Consider the following 22,541-nt stretch of genomic DNA (forward strand, 5'->3'; position numbering starts at 1 on the left):
GCACTCATCGATATCTGCCTCGCAACCTGATGTGTGTGCGGCAGTATACTGATTCGCAGATGACAGTTTACGAAAAACTATTTTTCAGGCATTCCCAACTATCTGTTGAATCGCGCAATAATCGGTCGGCGGGAATCGCTGTCTGCGGCCGCCATGCTACAAGACACCGCCTGAGTGTCGGCAGCGGGGCGGCCACCATAATTGGCAGCGGGAGGCGTCAACGGTCAGCTTGACGCTTGGCTTTTTCCGCCTACTTAGTAATTGGGGATGGGGGTTAGCAGGCGATGCGCGAGATTAATGACGGTGCCAGGCTTTATCTGGAGTTGATTAAGAAGTGCCTGACCAATTCAATCTATGGTGAACATGAGGTCTTGTCCGTCGCGCCAGCGGGCTACGTAAAGCGCCAGATACAAATGCTATTTCGCGCGTTGGGTATTTCTTTGGTGCGGCCTAGCAGCTATTCGGCCGCTATGAGGGCGCGGGGGTTAGACTGGCCGCCGTTCGCGCATACGATGATGGGCACGGCTTGGCTAGACAATCTACAGCAATGTGTTGAGGATATTCTGGCGAGCGGTGTTCCCGGTGATCTGATCGAAACGGGAGTCTGGCGAGGTGGTGGCACAATCTTTATGCGCGCCATCCTTAAGGCTTACAGTGTAACCACTCGCAATGTATGGGTTGCCGATTCGTTTGAGGGTCTCCCTCCTCCGGACGTCGTCAACTATCCAAAGGACCAGGGTGATCTTCATTATACCCAAGAGCGGCTGGCAGTATCGCAGGAAGAGGTGATGTTTAACTTTCAGAAATACGATTTATTAGATAATCAGGTGCGGTTTCTTAAAGGCTGGTTTTGCGATACGCTACCGCGATTAGAAGTAAGCGATTTCGCGTTGATTCGCCTTGACGGGGATATGTACGAGTCGACGATGGACGCGCTAGTAAGCCTCTATCCTAAGCTATCGGTGGGTGGGTATATAATTATTGATGATTGGGGCGCCGTCGCTGCGTGTCGTCAAGCGGTTGAGGATTACCGCTGTCGGAATGATATTGTTGAAGAGATAGTGCCGATAGATGGTATTGGCGTCTATTGGAAGCGCCAGTACGGGAAGGCCGGCATCTAAGTATACGAACTGGCAGTGGCTTTAACTCGCAGATATTCGATCGCAGAGGTCGCGTGACGGAGCCGCCCATCAACCAGCCGTGGTGCTAGAATGACAAATGACCTGGTATCGATTGTTGTTCTCAACTGGAATACCTTGCGGACAACGCAAAAGTGCTTGAAGCACGTGCGGGAATATACCGATATCGCACACGAGGTGATCGTCGTCGATAACGGGAGCTCGGATGGGTCCGTGGACGCTCTCCGATCTGAATCAGGCGTTAAGTTGATCGCCTCGCCACGTAATCTCGGCTATGCCGGTGGCAACAATCTCGGGGTCGTGCAGGCACAGGGCGAGTTTCTGTGTCTGCTCAATTCCGACGCGTTCGTTACCCGCGGATGGCTGAGGAAGCTGTTGAGGTGTATGCTTCGTGCCGGGGCGGACGTCGTCGGTCCTTGCACGAATTCCGCAAAAGGGCGGCAGCGCTACGGAATGCGCCTTCGCGGGTTGCTCCCGCAACCGTGGCGCAAGACTGAGTTTGTCGATTACCTTTCCTTTTTCTGCATAGTGATGCGGACGCAATTCTACCGCGATCTTGGTGGCTTGGATGAGCGCTTCGGTCTGGGTATGTTTGAAGATGACGATTTCTGCAAGCGTGCAACGACCGTGGGCGCGCGTCTGGTCATTGATGGCCGAACCTGGGTCTGGCACGAGGGCCACGCGACCATGAGCGCAAATAGTATATCTCATGATGACTTATTCGTTGCGAGCCGCGAGATATTTGATGGCAAATGGGGACGCTAATGACGAAAGAATTTCAGTGCTCTGCGTGTGATGGGGTTCGGGTAGGGCGTATTTTTGAAGTGCCGGAACAGTATTTTGGGTGGTCGGAGGTTTTCTCTTATGATCAATGCGAACAATGCGGCACGATCGCGATCCGTCAGGTGCCAACGCAGCTCGGCTCCTACTATGGGCCCGCTTATTACTCGATGAAGATGTCCGAGGTCCAAGCAGAAGGCGGGCACGCCCGCGTGCTACGACGCCTGCGGACCGATTATTGGCTAAGATTTGGCGGTGGCGTGCAGCGGCTGGGTAGCGAAGCAATGAGTCGCCTGGTTGGTAGAGCCGAAGTGATTGAGCGGTTCGGAAAATGGATGCGGATGGCGCAGGTGCGCTCGCATTCAATCATTGCGGATATTGGTTGTGGGCAAGGATCTTATTTATGGGCGCTTTATCGTGAGGGGATGGATCATGTCTTCGGATACGATCCGTTTGTGGAAAGGCCCGGCAAAATTGGCAAGCATGGCTATATTGCTAACACGGGGGTCGATGCCTTGCCGACGAACATCGACTTCATGCTCATGAACCATTCGCTGGAGCACGCGCTCGAGCCAGGTCAGCTTTTGCGCGATTGCCACCGCCAACTTGCCGGCACTGGCTATCTATTGATTCAGATGCCGGTCGCCGATAATCCGATGCTTGAGCGGTATGCCATTCATTGGGTTGGTCTTGATGCGCCGCGACATATTAATGTATTCAGCGAGGCGGGTGCGCGACGGCTGCTAGAACGCAGCGGCTTCAACGTCGTCGCGAGTGAAAGGTATACGCATATTTTTCAGTGGGTCATGAGCGAGCAGTTGCGTCGAGGAGTCGCACAGGCCGCGCATGATTCGTACCTCAATGATTCAGGGACGCCGCTTTTTTCGCAAGCTGATATGAACGACTTGGTAAGACAGACGCAGGCTATGACAGCGAGTCGTGACGGGGACTGCATCACGATTTTGGCGCGTAAATGAAATTTGCAGTGGTCATTATCTCCTATCAGCGGGCGGCGCTAACCGAGCGTTGTATCGACTCTGTGCGGGCAACCACGACGCTGCCCTATCGCCTATTTGTGGTCGACAATGGGAGTACCGATGCAGCGACTCTCGCACTGCTTGATCGGCTGGAAGGAGCGCGAGATGTCGAACTGTTCAGGCTGGAGCGCAATCACGGTCCGGCGGCTGGCCGTAATGTAGCCTTGGCGGCGATCCCGGCAGAGTTCGGCTACGTGGCCATGCTCGACAACGACATCGTCGCGTTGCCGGGGTGGGATCATGCGGCGGTGCGGGGATTCGCGGCCGGGGCCGATCTGATCCAACCAAAATTACTCCAGGCGGACGGCCTTACTCTGGAGCGAGGCCCCAATCGAACGAATCGCTCACCGCTGGCGGCAAATCCCGAGTTTATCGGCTGCGGTCGGTCGGCTAATCAGCCTGACGTCAATTTGGAGGAGGCCGCCGCTATCGTCGGTGGAACTGGTATTGTCAAACGTGATGTCTTTGCTCAGGTCGGGCTGTTTGATGAGCGCTTGTACGTTGCAGAGGATTTTGATCTTTCCTTTCGGGCGGGTACTGCTGGATTTTCGCTGAGATATGTCCCCGACTGCACCCTGATCCACGACCACTGCTTTGACTTCGGCTATGACCAAGAGCGCGGCCGGCCCGAAAAGTATTTGATTGCGCATGTCGTAGTATGGCGGCGATGGCACAAGGCGCTGCTGTCGCCCGCCTACCTGGCCTGGTATGGTTGGCTGCATCGACATCAGGAGCCGATGTACCTGCCGGCCGCGCAATTCTGGGGGATCATTCATCGGCGGCTGCGGCGGCGCCTGGTCAGGAAGTGGCTCATGTCGCGCCACGCCAATGACTGGGCCTCAGCCAGATCGGCCGATCGGGCAACCGAGGCGCTGGCCCGCGGCCTCGGGTGGTAGCCCCTAGTTCCGCCGGCCCCAGGCGTCAGTATAGACGTCGCCTCCCTCTGGAAGGAGGGCATGAGCCAGCGGTGAGTTTAGGGACGAACGCTCGTAATTCAGACAGGCTCGCCGGAAGGACACAACACTCACCCCGGATGAATCGCGCAGCGCGGACCGCAGCTGGCGGGTTTCTCGGCCTCGACCTCACACATGGGGTTGGTCTCCGCCCAGCCGTTGAATGGGCACTGAGGGCCGGAGAGTGGCAGAAAGATTTCCTGCCCCATCGTCGGCACGCCCAGCATGCTTAACGTCACTGTATCCAATATCCCTAAGGTCTTGCGCAGCCCATTGCGCAACTGGAAGGTATTGAGTGCGGCAATCGTCGCCTTATCCGGCTTGCCCGGGAAGGGGCGCGGTTTGTATTCCACATGCTTCTTGCGCTTGCGGTCGCGCCAGACGACCTTCTGGGTCGGCTGCGTCAGCAGTCCCTGGGTGGCCAGCGCAGTCTGCAACGCGGCAATCTGTGGAGTCGCTCGCCGTTGTAGCCTCGCCGGCATCTTTCTGATGCGGTTCAGGTCGAGGGCGCTCGCAAAGGACGCCAACTGGCCGGCCTGCAATTGCGCATACCGGGTGATGCGCCGGTCATAAAACTCCAGCGCAATCCGCTCGGCGGGCATCAGCAGGTTGGCATGCGCCGGATCCTTCGGCTCCTCCTTGCCGACCTTCTTGCGGAATTGGTGCAGGGCCTTGCGTACCTCCGGGTGGGTGGTGCTCGGCTCCTGCACCTGCGCCGGCAGCAGCTTTAGGTGACGCAGGGCCGCCAAGGCCTCCGGTGACAGCGTATCCTGCGGGGTGTCCTCTCCCTGGCTAATCAGCGTGGTGACACGTTCTTTATATTGCCGGATTTCGTCCCGGCCGAGCGGGCCGGTAATCAGGGGCTCCGATACCAATACGGCGCGACCGCTCTCATAGCGAAACTCGGCTGGCTCGGGCAACGTCGCTGGATTGAACGACCGCGCTGCAACATCGCCCCCTTTGAGCGCGAAGCCGACGCCGTATTTGGCCCGCACCAGGGCCGGCTGTTCGGCGGCATGCACGCGCCTGGCCAGATTGGTCAGGAATCCGGCCCAGGTATAGGGTTGCGACTGTCCTTTACCGTCGCGGTAGAACATGCCCAGGTTGCCGGTCACCGTGGGGGAACTGGCGGGCAGCCCCCACTGCGATGACACCGGGGGCGGGGGCGGGGGAGCCGCCGGGAATAGAGCCGCGGTGTCGGCGCCCGCCACGGCCATGGTCGGCGCGACGCCCGCCGCGTTCATGAGTGCGACAATACGCTCGTCGGTCGGCGCCGGTCCGGTGGACCCTCCCCAGGGGGCTGACACCGGTGCGCGGGATGTCACGGCCTCGGGGGACGGCAACACGGCGTGCCGCGAGGCCCTGGTGGCGGCAGCCGCGCTCGGGGCGGGCCCAGGCCGGGAGTCGATCGCCGGTGCGATGGCCAGCGGGGGCCCGGCGGTGAGCGTCGCCCGTGCCGGTATGGTGACGATTCCGCCGTCCACCGTGACGAGTTCCGGGCCGGTTTCCAGCGGCGCGGCCGGTGCCTCGATTTTCTTGACACACAGGGTGTCGCGCGCCTCACCGCGCGCCAAGGCGAGCACCCGTCGGCCCTCGCCCGCACCCAGGAAGTGGAACAGATAATCCTCTTCCGGCGTGGTCGCGCCGTTGGCAACGCTCAGGTAGTGTTTGGCAAAGGCCAGCACGGCGAAGTTGTGACGCAGTAGCTGGAGTTCCTCATCATCCGCGCCGCGCTGGCCGTTCGCCGTCTCTTGGATCAGGCGGCGCACGTCGGCATCGGTAAAGGGCCCCTCGCCGAGATCCAGGCGTTCGCGACCCGTGGCCGCATTGGCCTCGCTCGCGGCCAGCAATTGAGCCCCGAACTTCTTGATGATGGCGTGGAAGGTTCCGGGCAGGAACTGCCAGACCCCGGTCGCCGAGCCCAGGGTGCCATTCTTCAGGGTTGGCCGGACATGGTCGTTCCAGGTATAGGCGCTCTCCATCTCGCCAGTGGCCAGCGCCTGCCCCAGATTGGCCTCGGTGCGCTCGGAGACCTCCAGCAGAATACGCATCTGCCGCAGTGAAATGTCCTGCGTCCGGTCATAATTGCGCGATTGGCTGGCCGACAGTACACGATAGGCCGCCAGGGTCACGGGCGGCTGACCCTCGCCGGAATAGGTGGCGGAGATCATCGCCTGTCCGGCGGCCGGGGGCGCGGTCAGGGCCACGGCAACGGCCAGGGCGAGGCCGCCAAGTACGCTTGGGGCTTGGCCCTGGCGGCGTGGCGGATCGCCACTTGATGGTTGGGATTGAATCACAGTGTGCAAACCTGACACGAGGACCACTAGCATAAGACCGCTATCGTCTTCTTACAATCACCTAGCTTCTCCTGAAACACCGGCAATGCGCGGCCTGGTCCCGGCGGTTGGTCAGCCCCGGTGGCCGCGGGTCTTGGTGACCGGCAGCGCGGTCAGCGGGTCGTCCGGCCAGGGGTGCTTGGGGTAGCGCCCGCGCAGTTCCTTGCGGACTTCCGGGTAGCCGCGTGCCCAGAAGCCGGCGAGATCTCGGGTGATCTGGACCGGCCGGCCGGCGGGTGAGAGCAGGTGCAACATGATGGGGACCCGGCCGGCGCACAAGCTCGGGGTCTCGCGGGTGCCGAAGAGCTCTTGCAGTGGGACCGGCAAGACCGGCTCGGGACCGGCCAGATAGTCGAGGCGTCGGCGGTTGCCGGCCGGCGTCGTCAGGGTCTCGGGGGCGAGGGAATCGAGGCGCGCGCGCTGACCCCAATCGAGCATTCCCATGAGGACCTCCGTGAGTCGCAGTGCGCGCACCTCCGCCAGGCTGCGCTTGCCCTGGAGCCAGGGCGCGAGCCAGTCGCCAAGGTCCGCGCTCAGTCGTTCATCCGACAGGTCGGGCCAACCGCCCTGGCCATCCGCGGTGCGCAGCAGATTGATCCGTGCCTGCAACTGGCGCGTTGCCGCATCCCAGGGCAGTGCGCGCTCGAACTGGCGCGCCACCTGCTCCAAGAGCAGCGCCAGGGTGCGCTGCGGGTCCGCGGTCGGGATCGCTTGGGAGTCCAGGACCAGCGCCGCAAGCCGGGTCTCGCGGCGCGCCGTCACGCACTCGCGGGCGGCGTCCCAGGCCAGCACCTCGCTCACTTGGATGCGCCCGGCCAGGGTCTCGCGCAGGTCCGACTCACCGATCGGCAGGGCCAGTTGGATACGGGCATCGGGGCCGCGGGCGTCCAGTTCGGCCGCCACCAGATAGGGGTGGGTGGCGAGTGCATCGTCGCGCGGCAGTTCGGCGCCGGTGCCCCCGGCCAGCAGATAGCGTGACCCTAGGGCGCCCCGGCGTTGGGCGATGCGATCCGGATAGGCGAGCGCGAGCAGGGCGCCGGGTTCGCGGGGTGGTGCCTCATACCGGAGCGCGGAGTGCTCACGCCAAGACGCCAAGGCGCCAAGTTTATTCAGTGCGTTATCGGCGTCGGACGCGTGGCTGCGTGGCTGATTGGGAGTATGCGCGGATGCCGTTGTTCTGCTTGGTGTCTTGGCGTCTTGGCGTGAGTGAACTCGCTCCCGATCAGGGCTCAAGCGCTGGCTCAAGCGGTCGGCGGTGACCAGCCGACCGCGCTCCATCTCCCGCACGGCACGGCCCTCGCGAAACGCCACCAGTGCGTGCAAGCGCAACCCCAGGTCCGCCGGCCGCCCCGTTCCCGGGGTGCCGATCCAGCCGTCGCGTTCCGCCAGCAGCGCCGCCAGGTCCGCGGCGCGGCGTGCCTCCCGCCCAGGCTTGGCGGCGCACAGCATCCGCCCCAGGCGCGGGTGCAGGGGCAGTTCCGCCAGCCGGCGCCCCGTCGCCGTGATGGTCCCCGATGGGTCCAGTGCGCCCAAGTCTTTCAGCAGCTCGACCGCCTGGAGCCAGGCGGGCGGGGGCGGCGCGTCCAGCCAGCGCAATTGGCCGGGGTCGCGCAGGCCCCAGAGTGCGAGGTCCAGGGCCAGTGGTGCGAGATCCGCGTCCAATATCTCGGCGCGCCGGTGGGGGGTGCGTCCGACCTCTTGGGCGCGCGTCCACAGCCGGTAACAGACGCCTGGTCCGAGCCGTCCGGCACGCCCGGCGCGCTGGTCCGCAGCCGCCAGCGGGATCGGCTCGGTCACCAGCCGGGTGAGACCGGAACCGGCATGAAAGCGCGGTTTGCGCGCTAGTCCGCCGTCGACGACCGTGGTCACGCCCTCAATGGTCACACTGGTCTCGGCGATGTCCGTGGCCAGCACGACCCGCCGGCCGGCCCCGGCGCTGGGGACGAGCGCGCGCTGCTGTTCGGCGACGCTGAGCGTGCCATGCAGTGGTAGCACTTCGATCCCGTCGGCGAGGGTCCCGGTCAGGCGCGCCCGCACCCGCTCGATCTCTCCGGTGCCAGGCAGGAAGGCGAGCAGGTCACCGGACTGTTCCTGGAGCGCCGTGCGGATGGCCTGTTCCATCGCCGCCAGCGGGTCGCGCAGCGCGATTTCAGCGTACTGCACCGCCACCGGAAACAGGCGTCCCTCGGCGCGGATCACCGGGGCGCCACCGAGCAGGCGGGCGACTGACTCCGCCTCCAGGGTGGCGGACATGACGAGGATGCGCAGATCCGGGCGCAGGGCCTCGGCCAAATCCAGGGCCAGCGCGAGACCTAAGTCCGCCTGAAGGCTGCGCTCGTGGAATTCGTCGAAGATCAGTAGTCCGACCCCTTCGAGTCCGGGGTCCGACTGGAGTCGACGGGTGAGGATGCCCTCGGTCAGGACCTGGATGCGGGTGCGCGGGCCGATGCGCCGCTCGAAGCGGACCTGATAGCCGACCGTCTCGCCGACGTCCTCGCCGAGCAGGTCCGCCATGCGGGCGGCGGCCATGCGGGCGGCCGGTCGCCGCGGCTCCAGCATGAGGATGCTGCCGCCGTCGAGCCAGGCTGAATCGCGCAGGAGCAGCGGGACGTGGGTGGTTTTGCCGGACCCGGGCGGGGCGGTGAGGACCGCGTGGCCCTGGGCCAGGGCGGCGGCGAGTGAGGGTAGGGCGCCGTCGACCGGCAGCGGCGCCCCGCGGTCGAGCAGGCTCAGGACTCGGCGGCCTCGCCTTCGGCGGCGGGCTCCGCTGCGGGCTTGGGTCGGGCCTGGGTGATAAGGGCCTCAGCCAACAGGATTTGGGTCTTCTCGGCGGCATGGACCCACTGCTTGTTCTTGGCCTTGACGGCGTAGCGGCCGGACTTTTTCTGAAAGATGGTGTAGTCGGCGGTCTGTTTGATTTGCTGCATATAAATTTAAGTCGCTTGTGGTGAGTGGTTAGCCGAGGTCCCGGTCCGCCTTGGGCAGGCGCGGCCCGGGGTCGCGTTGGATCTCGATCCGGAACTGGGTGAACAAGGCCGCCATGGCGGCGAGTGCGGTCAACACCGGCGCCAGCAGCACCAGCGCCCCGGCGACCCCCAGTCCGAGGTTGAGCGGGATCTCGGTCAGGGCCTCGCCGTTGGGTCGGCGCACGATCAGCCGGCGCACGTTGCCTTGTTTGATCAGTGCCTTGACCTTCTCGACCAGGTCGCCCCCGGCGACGGTGATCTCCTCGGTGAAGGGTCGCGGGTCCTTGTCGGACATGGGTCTTGCCTCCAGGGTGGATCGGAAGCCGGCAACTTTAACCCTTTTCGGGGTCGGCGTCACAGGGGGCGTTCAAGGGCGCGCGGGGCCGTTCCTGTCCCGTAGGAGCGGGCCCCGGCCGCGACGGGGCGCCGCAAGGGTGCGCGGTCGGAGTCATGATCAAGGCCGGTTACTCCATCGGATAGGATTATTCCCCGATCGGCACCGCGGTGAGTGCGGCGATGCGCTCCAGGATCTCGTCCAGGGGTGGCCGCTCGGTGCTGTTGATGGTCATGCCGGTGCGGCGCTCCGACCGACTCAGCCGCTCACAGGTTCGCGCTTGGCGCTCGAGCACGGCGACCGTGGCCTCGGAGGCATCCAGGCCCGCGGCCAGTCGGCACGCCACCCGCGTGCGCAGGACTGCCATGGGCGCCAGGAGGGCGAGCACGGCGAAGCCCGCACCCTGGCGGCGCGCCAGGTCGCGAAAGACCGCCCGGCGCGCCCGCGTCAGGAAGGTGGCGTCCACCAGCACATCGTAGCCGTTGGCGAGGATCGCACCGGTCAGTGCGTGCAGCCGCTGATAGGTCCATTCGGTCGCCGCGGGAAAATAGATCCCGCTGCCGAAGTGCTTCCCTGAGCGTGCCGCGGCAGTGAGTCCGAAGAGGCGCTTACGCTCGATGTCCGAGCGCAGGTGGATGGCGGGCAGGGCCTCACTGAGGTCGCCGGCGAGCCGGCTCTTGCCGGACCCGGAGAGGCCGCAGACGAGCAGCAGCCGCGGGCGGCGGCGGCGGGTGTAAGACTCTGCCAGGTCCAGATGCCGCAGACACTGCGCCTGTTGTGTGGCGGCCTCGCCCGCCGGCAGGTCCGCTTGGTGCGCCCGGATGGCCAGCACCTTGGCCCGTACCATGGCCCGGTAGACCAGATAGAGGTCCAGGACCGCCAGTGCGCCGTAGTCCCCGCCCAGCGCCAGATACTGGTTGAGCAGTCGACGCGCCAGCGCCGACGCTCCGGCCCCGTCCAGATCCATGATCAGAAAGGCCAGTTCGCTGGCGGTATCGATCCAACGCAGGTTCGGATTGAATTCGAGCGCGTCGAAGAACAGCGGCTCGCCATCCACCTGGGCGATATTGCCGCGGTGCAGGTCGCCATGACACTCGCGGACCCGGCCCTGCGCCCGCCGCTGTTCGATGACCGGGGTGAGGGTCTGCCAGCGCTCCAGGGTCCACTCGGTCAGTCGATCCAAGCGCTGCGCGACCGCGGGTGCCGTGACCAGGGCGCGAACCTGGGTCAGATTCTCGAGCATGGGCTCCAGTACCGCCGCGGGGGTGCCGAAGCGGCCGCCCGGGTCCGCCCGTGGGACCTGGGCGTGGAAGGCCGCGATCCGCGCGGCGATGCGCTCCACCAGTTCCGGGGTCAGGGGGCAGCGGTCGAGCAGTGTCTCCTGCTCAAAGCGGTGCATCTGCACGGCATACTCGAGCACCGCACCGGTGCCGCCCACCCGCGGCCGCTCCGGGGTCCCGGTGATCGGCACCACGCCGAGGTACAGCTCGGGGGCGAGGCGGCGATTGAGCCGGACCTCCTCCTCACAGCAGTGCCGCCGCCGCTCCAGGGTGGAGAAGTCCAGAAAACCCAGGTCAACCGGCTTCTTGAGCTTGTAGGCGAAGTCCCCGGCCAGCAGGACGTGCGAAATGTGGGTCTCCAGGCGCCCGAGCGGCGCCGGGGCCTCGTGTGGATAGGCGTCCGGCCGCAGCAGCGACTGGATCAGACGGGGAAAGGCATCGGCATCCATCGGGTGGGCGATCCGGTTTGATCTGACTATTAGGGCTGGTTAACATGGGACGATCATCCATCCGTCCGATCCGAGGTCTTCCATGTCCATCGAGCGTATCGTCCTGGCCGTTGCCGGCAGTTTCATCCTGCTGTCGGTCCTGCTGGCAGTCTACGTCAACAGCCACTGGCTGTGGTTCACCGCCTTCGTCGGTGCCAACCTGCTGCAGTCGGCCTTTACCGGCTTCTGCCCGATGGCCGTCATCCTCAAGAAATTGGGTAAGCAGTCCGGCCCGGCCTTCTGACCCTTCCTCGCTCAGGGTTTGGCCAGGGCGCGCGGCCGAACCGGCGACGGACTCCCGGCCACCGACTCCCGGCCACCGACTCCCGGCCACCGACTCCCGGCCACCGACTCACTGATCCCCCGTGCGGCGCCGGTCATCCGCGTGTGACTTGAGATGAAGCGCATCATCGCGCTGGCCCTGGCCTATGCGCTGCTGGGGGCCGCCGGTCTCACCCCGCTACACCCGCGCCGCCGGCGGGGATCCGCTGGCAGACCGGACTGCGCATGGGGGATCGTGACTGGGTCTTGTCGGTCGTCGCCACCGAGGGCTACCGTCAGCAACACCGACCTTGGCTGGCCTGGGCCGTGGGCGTGGTGGGGCTGCTGTTTGCCACCTTGCTGCAGGTGTTGATGCTGGGCATGACCGGACGCACCGCCGCGATCCAGCGCTACCGGGATAATTTGGCGGCGTTGGTGGATGAGCGCACCCGCCAACTGGCCGAGCGCTCCAGTCAGGCCGAGGCGGCCAATCGGGCCAAGACCGAGACAGATCCGGGTGGAAACGCGGGTCTTTGACCTGGCGCCCATTCTGGCCCAAGTCCAGAGTCTGATGCCGGTGTTGGATGGACTCGCCGCCACCGGCGCGATTCGCGGCGAGCTCGGCCTGGTCGAGCTCCCGGTGATCGCCTTCACCGCCGGGGTGCTGGCCGAGCAGCGGGCCGCCGCGCTGGCGGCCGGGGTCAACGACTTCCTGGCCAAACCGGTGGACCTGGAGGAACTGGTGGCGGTCCTGCGGCGCTGGACCTCACCCCCTGCCAAGCACGGCGCCGCGGCACTGGCCCCGGCGCCTGCACCCCGACCTCAACCAGCGTCCCAACCGGAGCCGCCGATGGACTTTCCCGAGATCCCCTGCCTCGATACCCGTCGGGCCGCCATTCAGCTCGACCACGACTGGGAGTTTTTCATCGAATTGTTGCGCGACTTTGCCGACACCTATGCGCTGGCGCCGCAGCAGGTTCGCCAGGCCCTGGAGGGCGGCGAGTCGACCCAGGCCGCCCGGCAGTTGCACACGCTACGCGGGACGGCCGGGAACATCGGCGCCCTGGCACTGATGCAGAGCGCGGCGGCCGCGGAGGACGCCATCCTCTCTCAGCGCCCCGACCTGGAGCCCTTGCTCGCCGCCTTTGCGGCACAACTTGCGGCGGTCATCGACGCCATCGGTCCCTGGCTGGAGACCGCGTCGGGGTCAACCAACGTGAACCCCAGCGGGGACTGATTCATCGATCGCTGGTAAGCTCCGCGCATTCTTGACCAGCGCGACACCCTTGCATGTGAGAGAAGGAGCAGCAGCGACCGTGAGCATCCCCGAACCTGCGACCCCACGCATCCTGATCATCGACGATAACGCGGCCAGCATCAATGTCATCGCCCGGGCGCTGGCGCCGGAGTTTGGCTGCGAGTTCGCCCTGTCCGGTCAGGAGGCCCTGGCCCGCCTCACCACGGGCGAGTTGCCGGACCTGATCCTGCTCGACCTCATCATGCCGGAGATGGATGGCGAGGAGGTGTTGCACCGGCTCAAGTCGGATCTGCACACCCATGACATTCCAGTGATCGTCATCACGGCCAGCAACGATCCCGCCAGTGAGGCGAGCGCCCTACTGGCCGGCGCGGCTGATTTCATTCATAAACCGATCAATCCCCAGGTGGTGCGCCTGCGTGTCGGGTTGCATATTCTGCTGCGGGAGCGCGAACACAAGCTGTCTCAGATACAGCAGGAAATCAAGGATCTCGCCTTCTATGACCCATTGACCGGCCTGCCCAACCGCTGTCTGCTGATGGACCGTCTGCAAAATTGCACGCGCCTCCAGGATGCCCGGGCGATGCTCTGCATCGACCTGGACCACCTCAAGAGCGTCAACGACACCTTGGGCGACGCGATGGGAGACCTCGACCTGCTGCTTCAGCAGGTCGCTCGGCGGCTGACCGGCTGCGTGCGCAAGCACGATACCGCCGTCCGTCTCGAGGGGGACAAATTCATGGTCGTGCTGACACACATCAGTGGGCCCCCGGAGGTCATCGCCGCCCATGCAAGAATTGTTGGCGAGAAGATCCTGGCGACCCTCAATGCGCCATATCGACTGGGCGACCAGGACCACAGCATCACTGCAAGCATCGGGATCGCCCTGTTCGACAATAACCAAACGGCCGTGGAGGACCTGCTGAAGCGGGCGGACCTGGCGATGTATCGGGCCAAGGTGGGTGGCCATAACAGGCTGTGTTTTTTTGATCCGGCCATGCAGTCCAGTCCGGACGCCGACCGCACCTGAATGCGCGGTTCGCCGAGCGCGTCGAGCACTGCAGCGCTATGACCAAAATCTTGTTGCTCGCGCTGGCCTATGCGCTGCTGGGGGCCGCCGGCCTGACCCTGGCGATCATCCCGCCGGGATACGCGAGCCCGGTGTTTCCGGCCGCGGGCCTGGCCTTGGTCGCGGTACTTTGGTACGGGTGGCAAGCCCTGCCGGGCGTCTGGTTGGGCGCCTTGGCGCTCAATCTCGCGCCGCTGTGCCTGAGCGGCCACTGCTCCCCGAGCGCGGCGGCGGTGGCCCTGGCGATTGCCACCGGCGCCTCGGTCCAGGCCGGGGCCGGGGCCTGGCTCGTGAACCGTCGGCAGGGGCCGGCCTGGCGGGCGCTGGAGCGCGAGCAGGATGCCTTTGCCTTTCTATTGCTGGGCGGGGTGCTGCCCTGCGTGGTGTCGGCCTCGCTCAGCGTCACCGCGCTGGCGGCGGCCGGCCTGGTCGAGCCCGCCGGTGTGCCCTTCACCTGGTGGACCTGGTATGTGGGCGATACCCTGGGTGTGCTGGTCTTTGCACCGCTCACCCTGTGTCTGCTCAACCCGGACGCGCTGTGGCGCGACCGACTGCGCCGCCTCCTGATTCCCATGCTGGCCACCCTGGGCCTGGCCATGCTGGCCTTCTACGGTGCCGCCCGTTTGGACCAGCAGGGACAGGAGCGCCGGTTGCAGGCCGATGGCGAGGTCATTGCCAAGCAACTTGCCGATCGCGACTGGGTGCTGGCGGTCGCCACCACCGCCGACTATCGCAGCCGCTACCGCCCGTGGATGGCCTGGGCCGTGGGTGTCGTGGGGCTGATGTTTGCCGCCCTGCTACAGGTGCTGATGCTTGGCATGACCGGGCGGACCGCGTTGATCCAGCGCAAGAATGACGCGCTGAAGGCCAGCGAGGAAGGCATTCAGCGCTATCGCGACCACCTGGCCGAGTTGGTCGATGAGCGGACCAGCCAATTGGCCGATGCCAACCGTTTTTTACGGATGCTCGCCGATCACCTGCCGAGTATGGTCGCCTATTGGGACCGCGATGAGCGCTGTCGCTTCGCCAATGCGGTCTATACGCAGTGGTATGGCCGCACACCTGAGTCAATCATCGGCGGCACCCTGCGCGAGCTCTTGGGGGAGCGCATCTACGAACAGAGCAAGCATTATATCCAGGCGGCGTTGAGCGGCGAGACCCAGCAATTTGAGCGGACCCTTATCAAGCCGGACGGGTCGACCGGCTACACCCTGGCCAACTATATCCCCGACCTGGCGAGCGACTGCGCGGACACCTGCGCACCGGATGCCGTGCGCGGCATGGTCACCCTGGTCACCGATATCACCGAGATCAAGGCCGCGCAATTGGAGTTGCAGCGACTCAATGGCGAGCTGGCGGAGCATTCCAGTCGGGCCGACGCGGCCAATCAGGCCAAGGGCGCCTTTCTGGCCCAGATGAGTCACGAGATCCGCACCCCGCTCAATGGCATCATCGGCATGACTGAATTGGCCCTGGATGCGCCGCTGAACCCGCCGGTGCGTGAGTCGCTGGGCATGATCAAGCACTCAGGCGAGGCCTTGCTGTCCATCATCAATGACATACTCGACTTCTCCAAGATCGAGGCCGGTAAGCTGGAACTCGAGGCGGTGCCGCTCAATCTACCCGACCTGGTGCAGCGCGCCTGTGACACCCTGGGCCCGGCCGCCCGTGCCAAAGGCATGGAGCTGACGGTCATGCTCGATCCGCAGGTCCCGGCGGACCTGATCGGCGATCCGGGGCGGTTGCGCCAGGTGTTGTTGAATCTACTGAGCAATGCGCTCAAGTTCACCGAGCGGGGCCGGATCGGCATCCGCGTCCAATGGTGCAGCCGCCAGGAGCGACAGGTCAGGCTGCAATTCTCCGTTCAGGATACCGGCTGCGGCATCGCTCCCGACAAACAGCGGCTGATCTTTGAACCCTTTTCCCAGGAAGACGCCTCGATCACCCGCCGCTATGGTGGGACTGGCCTGGGGCTGAGTATCACCAGCCGGTTGGTGCAATTGATGGGCGGCGAACTCTGGCTCGATTCGACCCCTGGTGTGGGCACGACCTTCTACTTCACCGTGGTGCTGGACCTGGCTGCCAGCCCAGCGCCCGCGGCGTCCGCCCCTGAATCAGCGGTGAATATACCGCCGACGCGCGTGCTGCGGTTGCTGCTGGTGGAAGACAATCTGATCAATCAGAAGGTCGGGGTGGGTATGTTGAAACGCCTGGGCCATCAGGTGGCCATCGCCAACAACGGCCAGGAGGCGCTCGACCAGCTGGCCGAGCAGCCGTTCGATTTGGTATTGATGGACATGCAGATGCCGGTCATGGACGGTCTGGAGGCGACCCGCCAATTGCGCGCCCGCGAGGCGGCGCAAGGGCTCGCGCGCACCACGGTCATTGCGATCACCGCCAACGCCATGGCCAGCGACCAGGCGGTTTGCCGGGCGGCCGGGATGGACGGATTCATCAGCAAGCCCTTGCAGGCCGCTGCGCTCAAGGCGCAATTGGATCTGTTGTGACGTGTAGGAGCGGCCCCCGGCCGCGACGTACCGCCGCAAGAACGAGTACCTTATTCCGCTGAATCTAGCGCCTGGTCAAGCCCCGAAGGGGCGTGACATACCAGCCAAGGGCAACGCCCTGGGTATGACTTGGCGTGAGCAATTCCCGGGTTTAGGATCAACGCTCGCGAACATAGCTCCCCGGGGCCGGTGCGAGTTCGGGAAAGTCGGCGGTGGCGGCTGGCCGGGCCGCGACCAGGGCGCCGGCCCGCGGCTTGAGCCAGTCCATCCAATCCTCCCACCAACTCCCCGCGCGCGGTGGGACCCGTTCCTTCCAGGCCTGCGGCCGATCCGCGCAGTCCGCCGCCGCGGCCCAATAGCGCCGCTTGGGCGGGTCGACCGGCGGATTGAGAATGCCGAGGATATGCCCGGCACTCGACAGCACGAAGCGCTTCTCCCCCGGGACCAGGTTGATGGTCCGGAAGGCCTGCGCCCAAGGTGCGATATGGTCGTCCTCGGCGGCCACCGCATAGAGTGGTTGAGTGATGTCGTTGAGATCCAGTGATTCGCCCGCCACGTTCAAGGCGCCGGGTTGGATCAGCCGATTGTGGAGATAGAGCTCGGTCAGGTACCAGGCGTGCATCGCCGCCGGCATGCGCGTGGTATCCATGTTCCAATAGAGCACGTCGAATGGCGGCGGCGCTTCGCCATAGAGCCAGCCATGCACGACATAGTGCCAGATCAGCGAGTTTGAGCGCAGCAGGCGGAAGGCGGCGGCCATGTCCCGGCCGTCGAGATAGCCGGTGCGGCGCATCCGCGCGCAGAGGTCGGCCACGCTCGCCTCATCGATGAAGACAGCAATGTCTCCTGGCGCGGCGAAATCGACCAGGGTGGTGAATAGCGTCCAGTCGGCCACCGGTACCGCGGCGGGGGTGAACCGCTGGTTGGCCCAGGCCAAGTACATGGCCAGCGCGGTGCCGCCGATGCAATAGCCGACGGCATGTACCCGCGGTGCGCCGCTCATCTGACAGGCCACCTCAATGGCGGCCTGGATGCCATCGAGGAGATAGTCATCCATGCGCAGCCCGCCGAGCGCGGCGCCCGGATTCTTCCAGCTCGTGATGAATACATCCAACCCCTGGTCGAGCAGAAAGCGGATCAGGCTCTTCTTGGGTGTCAGGTCGAGCACATAGAACTTGTTGATCCAGGGCGTGACGATGACCACCGGCTCGGCATAGACCTGGGGCCGGGTCGGCGCGTAATGGATGACTTCCAGTAGTCGATTGCGCAACACCACGGCACCGGCGGTGGTGGCGAGTGTCTCGCCGACGCTGAAATCGGCCGGATCGGCTAGGCGTACATCGCGGGCGCGCAGATCGTCAAGAAAATTCCGATAGCCCGCGGCCAGGGTGGCCCCGCCGCTCTCGATGGCCTTACGCATTGCCACCGGATTGGTCCACAGCACATTGGTGGGCGCCACCGCATCCAGCCACTGCCGACACCAGAAGGTCGTGCGGCGGCGGTCCTGATCGGACAGGTCCGGGGTGTCGCGGATCAGCTCCTTGGTGTGACGGCTCACCGTGAGATACCACTCCTTGAGCAGGTCCCAGCCCGGTGCCTCGGACCAGATGGGATCGGCGAAGCGCTCATCCGCCGGGTTGGGCCGCAGCGGGTCGGCGTCCGGCAGTCCGAGCAGGCGCTGCCAGCCATGCCATTGCAGTTCCCACAGCGCGGCGGACAGCCGGGCCATCCGCTCGCCCAGTGCCTGCGGGTGCATCAGCCAGGCGATGGTGGCAGCGGTCAGGGGTGCCGGGGAGGCCGGTATCGGCGCGGCGGGCGCCTCCCGGGGAACGGATTCCGGCGTTAAATCGGGTGGGTCAGTGGCCATGAGCGGTCGCCTCGGTCAAATTGCCCTGGTAAGGTATGAAACGCTTGGTGTCATGTCCAGCGGGCCTTGATCATAGTTCCGCCCGCCGAGGCGGGTTGGTCGGCCGACAGGCCGACTGACTGGGAGCGCCGCATCCCCGTGTGACTGGGCAATTATTCCACTGAGCGGTTTTCCGTAGCCTGGATGTAGTGCAGCGGAATCCAGGGTCCTCCGGGAAGCCACTGATCTTTCCGTTGTCCGCGAGGCCGCACCCGGATTCCGCTGCGCTTCATCCGGGCTACGCCTAAATCCGGCAGTTGCTCACGTCAAGGCGCCAAGCTCGCCAAGAAAGGCAATGAGATGTGTCGCGTGTCGAACTCACCCATCGGGTTGATCGCCGATCACTGATAGGGGAATTAACAGCCTTGGCGAGCTTGGCGCCTTGGTGTGAGAACCGGCCTTGGTCATCGCTCCGGTTAGACCTGCCCTTGCGGCAACCCGTCGCGGCCAAGGGGCCGCTCCTACGCGGGTAGGAGCGGCCCCTGGCCGCGACGCAGGTTCGCGGGGTGGCCGGAATAGCGATCAAGGCCGCAGTGGGCCTCGATCATCGCTCCGGCCGCCGGCGCTCCCGGCGCGGAGCGCCTGGGAGCGCCGACAGTCTGTCGGCCAACCGCCGCAGGCGGTTCGCGTTCTCGCGGTGAATCGCAAAGGGCGTTGTTTTCGCGAGGACCCAACGGCGCTTCGCGCCGTCGCCGACAGAATGTCGGCGCTCCCAGGCGCCACACGATTTGGTGTCTGCGAATACTTGCCCAATCTCCGCAGCGGTGTCACGAGAGGGCGGGGCGACCGGATGCACCGTCAATCGCTATGCGGTGTGCCTCTACAATAAGTCCGGCAAATTTCGCCCACCCTGCACGATTCGCTCAATCCTGACTTCGCCGGGCTGCACCGTATAGCAAATGACGTTTCCTCAAGGTCGCTGTCGGCCAGTCGTGAAAGCGTGCAGCGCATGGGTAAAGTCACGCCTGTTGGTCAAGCATGGCTTGATACTTGGCTTCAAGGCGTGCAAAAACCTCTTCGGCTGGGATTGCGGGGCCGCTTTCTATGCCCTCGCGGATTTTCTCCCGGTATTCCTCAAGCTCAATCTCGCGCAACCGTTCCTGCGTTTCCAGAAGGCGCAGGGCTTCTCTGACAATCTCGTTGGCGCTGGCGTAATGTCCCGCTGCTATCTGCCGGCGGATGAACTGCTCGAAATGATCGCCGACGGCGTAACTCTTTAGCCTGGTTTCCAGGTCGTTGGATAGCTGCGTTGCGATAGTCATAAAGCCCCCTTTGGTCGCTTGGCGTCAACACTCCCAGGCCCAATGTATCACCCAGGTCTGCCACATCTCTAGATTCTCGCCCGACCTGCCCCATGTCAAGTCGCAGCGTTGGGCTCCTTCGTCGCTGCTGTCGAGGAACCGGTCAGCAATCCCAAGGATTCGGGCCGCCCAGGTCGATACCTTAGCGCGCGATGGCCTCCTCGACCCTGGACGGCGCGAACTCGCCCGCGGTCAGCGCGATGTGGTGGCGGTCCACCTTGAAGATGCGCCGCAGGGCGGCGCGGGTGTCGCTGCGGTCGAAGCCGTCGGTGCCCAAGGGGACGCAGCGGCGCGGCACCCAGGCGGGAATCAGGTCGGGCACCATGCGCAGGTAGTCGCGCAGGGCGACCACAGGCACTGCGGTCGGCGCCAGGCATTGCTCGACCCAGCTCGCAACGGGCGCCGCGCCCGGGTCCATGCGGTAGCGCAGATCGGTGACGCTGGTGACGCTGCACAGGCCCGTGGCCACCCCCCCAGTCGTGCTCCAGCCGTAGCCCGGATGGAGCGAAGCGGAATCCGGGTGCGGCCGCGCGGGCAATTCAAAGCGCAGCGATTGACCCTGGAAAGCGCAGTTGTCACGCCAAGGCGCCAAGCTCGCCAAGGTTTATCAGCACCTTATCTTCCTTGGGCCATTCACCCGGCGGGTGAACTGGCGACTTCGCTTACCCTAGTGTATTTCTTGGCGAGCTTGACGCCTTGGCGTGAGCAATTCCCGGGTTTGGGATCAACCGCTATGCCGTGTATTCCTCAAAGATATCGCGAAACCGCGCATGGTGCTCCAGGAAGGTCGCCAGAATCGCCGGATCAAAGTGCGCAGGCTGAGTGCGGCCATCGCCGTGGGTGATGATATCGATGGACTGGCGATGGTCGAGGGCGGGCTTGTAGGGGCGTCGGCTGCGCAGTGCGTCATAGATGTCGCAGATATTCATGACGCGCGCTGCCGGCGGAATGGCCTCGCCCCGCAGGCCATGCGGATAACCCCCACCGTCCCATCGCTCGTGGTGGTTCAGCGCGATCTCGGCGCCCATCTTGAGATAGGGTGAAGTGGCGTTACCGAGGATCTGGGCGCCCATCGTGGTATGCCGCTTCATGATCTCCCATTCGTCCGGCGTTAAAGGGGCCGGCTTGAGCAGGATATGGTCGGGGATGCCGATCTTGCCGATGTCGTGCATTGGGCTCGCGAAAAATATCGTATCGACAAAGTCATTGTCCAGCCCGAGCAGTTCGGCCAGCGCGCGGCTGTAGGCACTGATGCGTTGCACATGAGCGCCGAGCTCCTCATCCTTGTGCTCGGCCGCGCGCGTCATCGTGAAAATGGTCTCCAGATAGCTGTCCTGCAGGGCGCGGGTCCGCTTGCGCACGCGTTCCTCCAGCACGTCGTTGTATTGCTGCAATTGCTTGTGCAGCAGGCGGGCCTCCAGCAGGTTGCGGACGCGCGCCAGCAGCTCGGCCAGATCGAATGGCTTGCTGACAAAATCGCGGGCACCGGCGTGGAGCGCGCGCAGCTTGTGGCCCGGTTGCGCGGTGATGACCAGGACCGGCAGCCAGCCGTCCGGTTCGAGCTCCTTGAGCCCCTCCATCACCTGGAATCCGTCCATCTCCGGCATCAGCAGGTCGAGTAGTATGAGGTCATAGTGGTGCCGGCCATGCAGGGCGTAGACCGCGCGCGGGTCCATCGTCGAGGTGACGCAGCGATACCCGGCGGACGCCAGCATGCGCGAGAGCAAGGTGACATTCACTTCCAGATCGTCAACGATCAGGATATTGGCGTTGAGAATTGCAGATGGATCGATCATGAAAAATCGCTCTCCCACTCGGTTGCCGAATCGCCTGAGCCGTTCGCAGCGTCCGGCCGCACCGCCGGTGTAGTCATCGACTTATCGGCCGCGATGAGTTCAAACCAGAAGGTGCTGCCCATCCCGATGGCGCTGTCGACACCGATGACACCCCCCATCAGTTCGACCAGCCGCTTGACCAGCACCAGGCCGATGCCGGTGCCTTCCTCGTTGCCCCTCTCCTGTCCCAGACGATTGAACGCCTGAAAGAGCTGTGCCAGTTGGTCCGGGGTCAGGCCCTCGCCGGTGTCCCTGACGCTCACGCGCACGCGGCCCGGCGGACTCGCGGTGCAGTCCAACTCGACCGTCCCGTTCCCGTGCTTGTTGTTATACTTGATCGCGTTGGACAGCAGGTTGAGCAGCACCTGTTTCACCCGGATGGGATCGGCTAATACCACATAGGGTATCTCGCCCTCCGGGAGGCATAGGTGGATGCCACGCTGTTGCGCCTGGGGTGCGATCATGTCCCGGCATTCGCGGATTATCTGGGCCAGCAACACCGGCTGCAGGGCCACCGGAGTCAATGCCACCGGCGTCAGCGACGCCGGCGTGAGGCACCCCGCGGCCCGTGCGGACTCGATCTTGCCGAGATTCAGTATCTCGTTGATTAAACTAAGGAGATGCCAGCCGGCATGAATGATCTGGGTGATGCTTTCCTGCTGTGTCGGGGTCGGCGGCGGGGTATCGAACTCAAGCAGTTGGGCAAAACCGAGGATGGCATTGAGCGGGCTGCGCAGCTCATGAGTCATGCTGGAAAGGAATTCAGACTTGGCGCGCGTGGCCCGCTCCGCCTCCGACCTGGCCTCCTGCAAGTCGCGCGTGCGGGTTTCAACTAGTTCCTCCAGGTGGTAACGGTGGCCCTCCAATTCCTTGGCGTTGCGCTTCTGTTCGCTGATATCGGTATGCGTGACGACCGCGCCCCGGCCATCCGGTGCCAGACTCCGGACGCTCATATTATAGCGGCCTAATGAGTTATCACGACTAACTATTAATTATGCAGCATATAATGTATCTGGCAGATAAAAGAAAGATTTCACACGATCAGTATTCTGTTGCAGTGCCTGTAAGGCGGCCTGCAACTTAATCTTCAA

At 64.4% G+C, this 22,541-nt stretch carries 19 protein-coding genes; 9 read left to right on the forward strand and 10 right to left on the reverse strand.

The features are described from left to right. Positions 1-284: 284 nt before the first annotated feature. The 4 genes from QZX93_RS10885 (at position 285) to QZX93_RS10900 (ending at position 3,852) form a co-directional block, all read left to right on the forward strand. Complete coding sequence (locus tag QZX93_RS10885; protein WP_295386530.1) at positions 285-1,121, forward strand: TylF/MycF family methyltransferase; 837 nt, start codon at positions 285-287, stop codon at positions 1,119-1,121. Positions 1,122-1,211: 90 nt separating this feature from the next. Then, on the forward strand, positions 1,212-1,904 hold the full coding sequence (locus tag QZX93_RS10890; protein WP_295386533.1) for a glycosyltransferase family 2 protein: 693 nt from the start codon (positions 1,212-1,214) through the stop codon (positions 1,902-1,904). After that, positions 1,904-2,896, forward strand: coding sequence for a class I SAM-dependent methyltransferase (locus QZX93_RS10895; RefSeq protein WP_295386537.1), 993 nt, complete (start codon positions 1,904-1,906; stop codon positions 2,894-2,896). Before QZX93_RS10890 ends, QZX93_RS10895 begins: the two co-directional genes overlap by 1 nt. After that, positions 2,893-3,852: a glycosyltransferase gene (locus QZX93_RS10900; RefSeq protein ID WP_295386541.1), complete on the forward strand. Its 960-nt coding sequence runs from the start codon at positions 2,893-2,895 to the stop codon at positions 3,850-3,852. The genes QZX93_RS10895 and QZX93_RS10900 overlap by 4 nt, the downstream gene beginning before the upstream one ends. 128 nt (positions 3,853-3,980) lie before the next feature. Here QZX93_RS10900 and QZX93_RS10905 read toward each other — a convergent pair whose 3' ends face one another. From QZX93_RS10905 to QZX93_RS10925, 5 genes are all read right to left on the reverse strand, one after another. Next, complete coding sequence (locus QZX93_RS10905) at positions 3,981-6,206, reverse strand: peptidoglycan-binding protein (protein WP_295386544.1); 2,226 nt, start codon at positions 6,204-6,206, stop codon at positions 3,981-3,983. 111 nt (positions 6,207-6,317) lie between these two features. Beyond that, on the reverse strand, positions 6,318-8,951 hold the full coding sequence (gene hrpB, locus QZX93_RS10910) for an ATP-dependent helicase HrpB (protein WP_295386586.1): 2,634 nt from the start codon (positions 8,949-8,951) through the stop codon (positions 6,318-6,320). 23 nt (positions 8,952-8,974) lie between these two features. Beyond that, a complete protein-coding gene (locus QZX93_RS10915; protein ID WP_295386548.1) occupies positions 8,975-9,172 on the reverse strand; it encodes a hypothetical protein in 198 nt (65 codons plus the stop codon). 28 nt (positions 9,173-9,200) lie between these two features. After that, a complete protein-coding gene (locus QZX93_RS10920) occupies positions 9,201-9,506 on the reverse strand; it encodes a DUF4342 domain-containing protein (RefSeq protein WP_295386551.1) in 306 nt (101 codons plus the stop codon). Between the two features lie 187 nt (positions 9,507-9,693). After that, entirely contained in the window at positions 9,694-11,274 is a 1,581-nt protein-coding gene (locus tag QZX93_RS10925) for a bifunctional aminoglycoside phosphotransferase/ATP-binding protein (RefSeq protein WP_295386555.1), read from the reverse strand. An 82-nt stretch (positions 11,275-11,356) separates the two neighbouring features. Between QZX93_RS10925 and QZX93_RS10930 the strand changes: the two genes are divergently transcribed. The 5 genes from QZX93_RS10930 to QZX93_RS10950 all read left to right on the forward strand — a co-directional run bounded on the left by QZX93_RS10930 (position 11,357) and on the right by QZX93_RS10950 (position 16,408). Next, positions 11,357-11,557: a DUF2892 domain-containing protein gene (locus QZX93_RS10930; RefSeq protein WP_295386558.1), complete on the forward strand. Its 201-nt coding sequence runs from the start codon at positions 11,357-11,359 to the stop codon at positions 11,555-11,557. Between the two features lie 263 nt (positions 11,558-11,820). Then, positions 11,821-12,111 (forward strand): hypothetical protein, encoded by a 291-nt coding sequence (locus tag QZX93_RS10935; protein ID WP_295386562.1) that lies wholly within the window; start codon positions 11,821-11,823, stop codon positions 12,109-12,111. Then, complete coding sequence (locus QZX93_RS10940) at positions 12,092-12,811, forward strand: Hpt domain-containing protein (RefSeq protein ID WP_295386564.1); 720 nt, start codon at positions 12,092-12,094, stop codon at positions 12,809-12,811. The genes QZX93_RS10935 and QZX93_RS10940 overlap by 20 nt, the downstream gene beginning before the upstream one ends. A 79-nt stretch (positions 12,812-12,890) precedes the next feature. Next, entirely contained in the window at positions 12,891-13,862 is a 972-nt protein-coding gene (locus QZX93_RS10945) for a diguanylate cyclase (RefSeq protein ID WP_295386565.1), read from the forward strand. Positions 13,863-13,900: 38 nt separating this feature from the next. After that, a complete protein-coding gene (locus tag QZX93_RS10950; RefSeq protein WP_295386568.1) occupies positions 13,901-16,408 on the forward strand; it encodes an ATP-binding protein in 2,508 nt (835 codons plus the stop codon). A 157-nt stretch (positions 16,409-16,565) separates the two neighbouring features. Here the strand turns inward: QZX93_RS10950 and QZX93_RS10955 are convergent, their stop codons facing one another. From QZX93_RS10955 to QZX93_RS10975, 5 genes are all read right to left on the reverse strand, one after another. After that, a complete protein-coding gene (locus tag QZX93_RS10955; protein ID WP_295386570.1) occupies positions 16,566-18,275 on the reverse strand; it encodes an alpha/beta fold hydrolase in 1,710 nt (569 codons plus the stop codon). Between the two features lie 998 nt (positions 18,276-19,273). Next, positions 19,274-19,576 carry a type II toxin-antitoxin system ParD family antitoxin gene (locus QZX93_RS10960; RefSeq protein WP_295386573.1) on the reverse strand — a complete coding sequence of 101 codons (303 nt, stop codon included), beginning with the start codon at positions 19,574-19,576 and terminating at the stop codon, positions 19,274-19,276. Between the two features lie 181 nt (positions 19,577-19,757). Further along, positions 19,758-20,216 (reverse strand): hypothetical protein, encoded by a 459-nt coding sequence (locus QZX93_RS10965; protein WP_295386576.1) that lies wholly within the window; start codon positions 20,214-20,216, stop codon positions 19,758-19,760. A 130-nt stretch (positions 20,217-20,346) separates the two neighbouring features. After that, positions 20,347-21,411 (reverse strand): HD domain-containing phosphohydrolase, encoded by a 1,065-nt coding sequence (locus QZX93_RS10970; RefSeq protein ID WP_295386579.1) that lies wholly within the window; start codon positions 21,409-21,411, stop codon positions 20,347-20,349. Beyond that, on the reverse strand, positions 21,408-22,403 hold the full coding sequence (locus QZX93_RS10975; RefSeq protein WP_295386583.1) for a HAMP domain-containing sensor histidine kinase: 996 nt from the start codon (positions 22,401-22,403) through the stop codon (positions 21,408-21,410). The genes QZX93_RS10970 and QZX93_RS10975 overlap by 4 nt, the downstream gene beginning before the upstream one ends. Positions 22,404-22,541: the final 138 nt, after the last annotated feature.

The sequence above is a fragment of the uncultured Thiodictyon sp. genome (genome assembly GCF_903946935.1).
In the GTDB taxonomy this organism is placed as follows: domain Bacteria; phylum Pseudomonadota; class Gammaproteobacteria; order Chromatiales; family Chromatiaceae; genus Thiodictyon.

Excerpts from the sequence above, each read along its gene's own strand:
- QZX93_RS10885 (WP_295386530.1), top strand. The coding sequence starts at position 285 with ATGCGCGAGATTAATGACGGTGCCAGGCTTTATCTGGAGTTGATTAAG.
- QZX93_RS10890 (WP_295386533.1), top strand. The coding sequence starts at position 1,212 with ATGACAAATGACCTGGTATCGATTGTTGTTCTCAACTGGAATACCTTG.
- QZX93_RS10895 (WP_295386537.1), top strand. The coding sequence starts at position 1,904 with ATGACGAAAGAATTTCAGTGCTCTGCGTGTGATGGGGTTCGGGTAGGG.
- QZX93_RS10900 (WP_295386541.1), top strand. The coding sequence starts at position 2,893 with ATGAAATTTGCAGTGGTCATTATCTCCTATCAGCGGGCGGCGCTAACC.
- QZX93_RS10915 (WP_295386548.1), bottom strand. The coding sequence starts at position 9,172 with ATGCAGCAAATCAAACAGACCGCCGACTACACCATCTTTCAGAAAAAG.
- QZX93_RS10920 (WP_295386551.1), bottom strand. The coding sequence starts at position 9,506 with ATGTCCGACAAGGACCCGCGACCCTTCACCGAGGAGATCACCGTCGCC.
- QZX93_RS10925 (WP_295386555.1), bottom strand. The coding sequence starts at position 11,274 with ATGGATGCCGATGCCTTTCCCCGTCTGATCCAGTCGCTGCTGCGGCCG.
- QZX93_RS10930 (WP_295386558.1), top strand. The coding sequence starts at position 11,357 with ATGTCCATCGAGCGTATCGTCCTGGCCGTTGCCGGCAGTTTCATCCTG.
- QZX93_RS10935 (WP_295386562.1), top strand. The coding sequence starts at position 11,821 with ATGGGGGATCGTGACTGGGTCTTGTCGGTCGTCGCCACCGAGGGCTAC.
- QZX93_RS10950 (WP_295386568.1), top strand. The coding sequence starts at position 13,901 with ATGACCAAAATCTTGTTGCTCGCGCTGGCCTATGCGCTGCTGGGGGCC.
- QZX93_RS10955 (WP_295386570.1), bottom strand. The coding sequence starts at position 18,275 with ATGGCCACTGACCCACCCGATTTAACGCCGGAATCCGTTCCCCGGGAG.
- QZX93_RS10960 (WP_295386573.1), bottom strand. The coding sequence starts at position 19,576 with ATGACTATCGCAACGCAGCTATCCAACGACCTGGAAACCAGGCTAAAG.
- QZX93_RS10970 (WP_295386579.1), bottom strand. The coding sequence starts at position 21,411 with ATGATCGATCCATCTGCAATTCTCAACGCCAATATCCTGATCGTTGAC.
- QZX93_RS10975 (WP_295386583.1), bottom strand. The coding sequence starts at position 22,403 with ATGAGCGTCCGGAGTCTGGCACCGGATGGCCGGGGCGCGGTCGTCACG.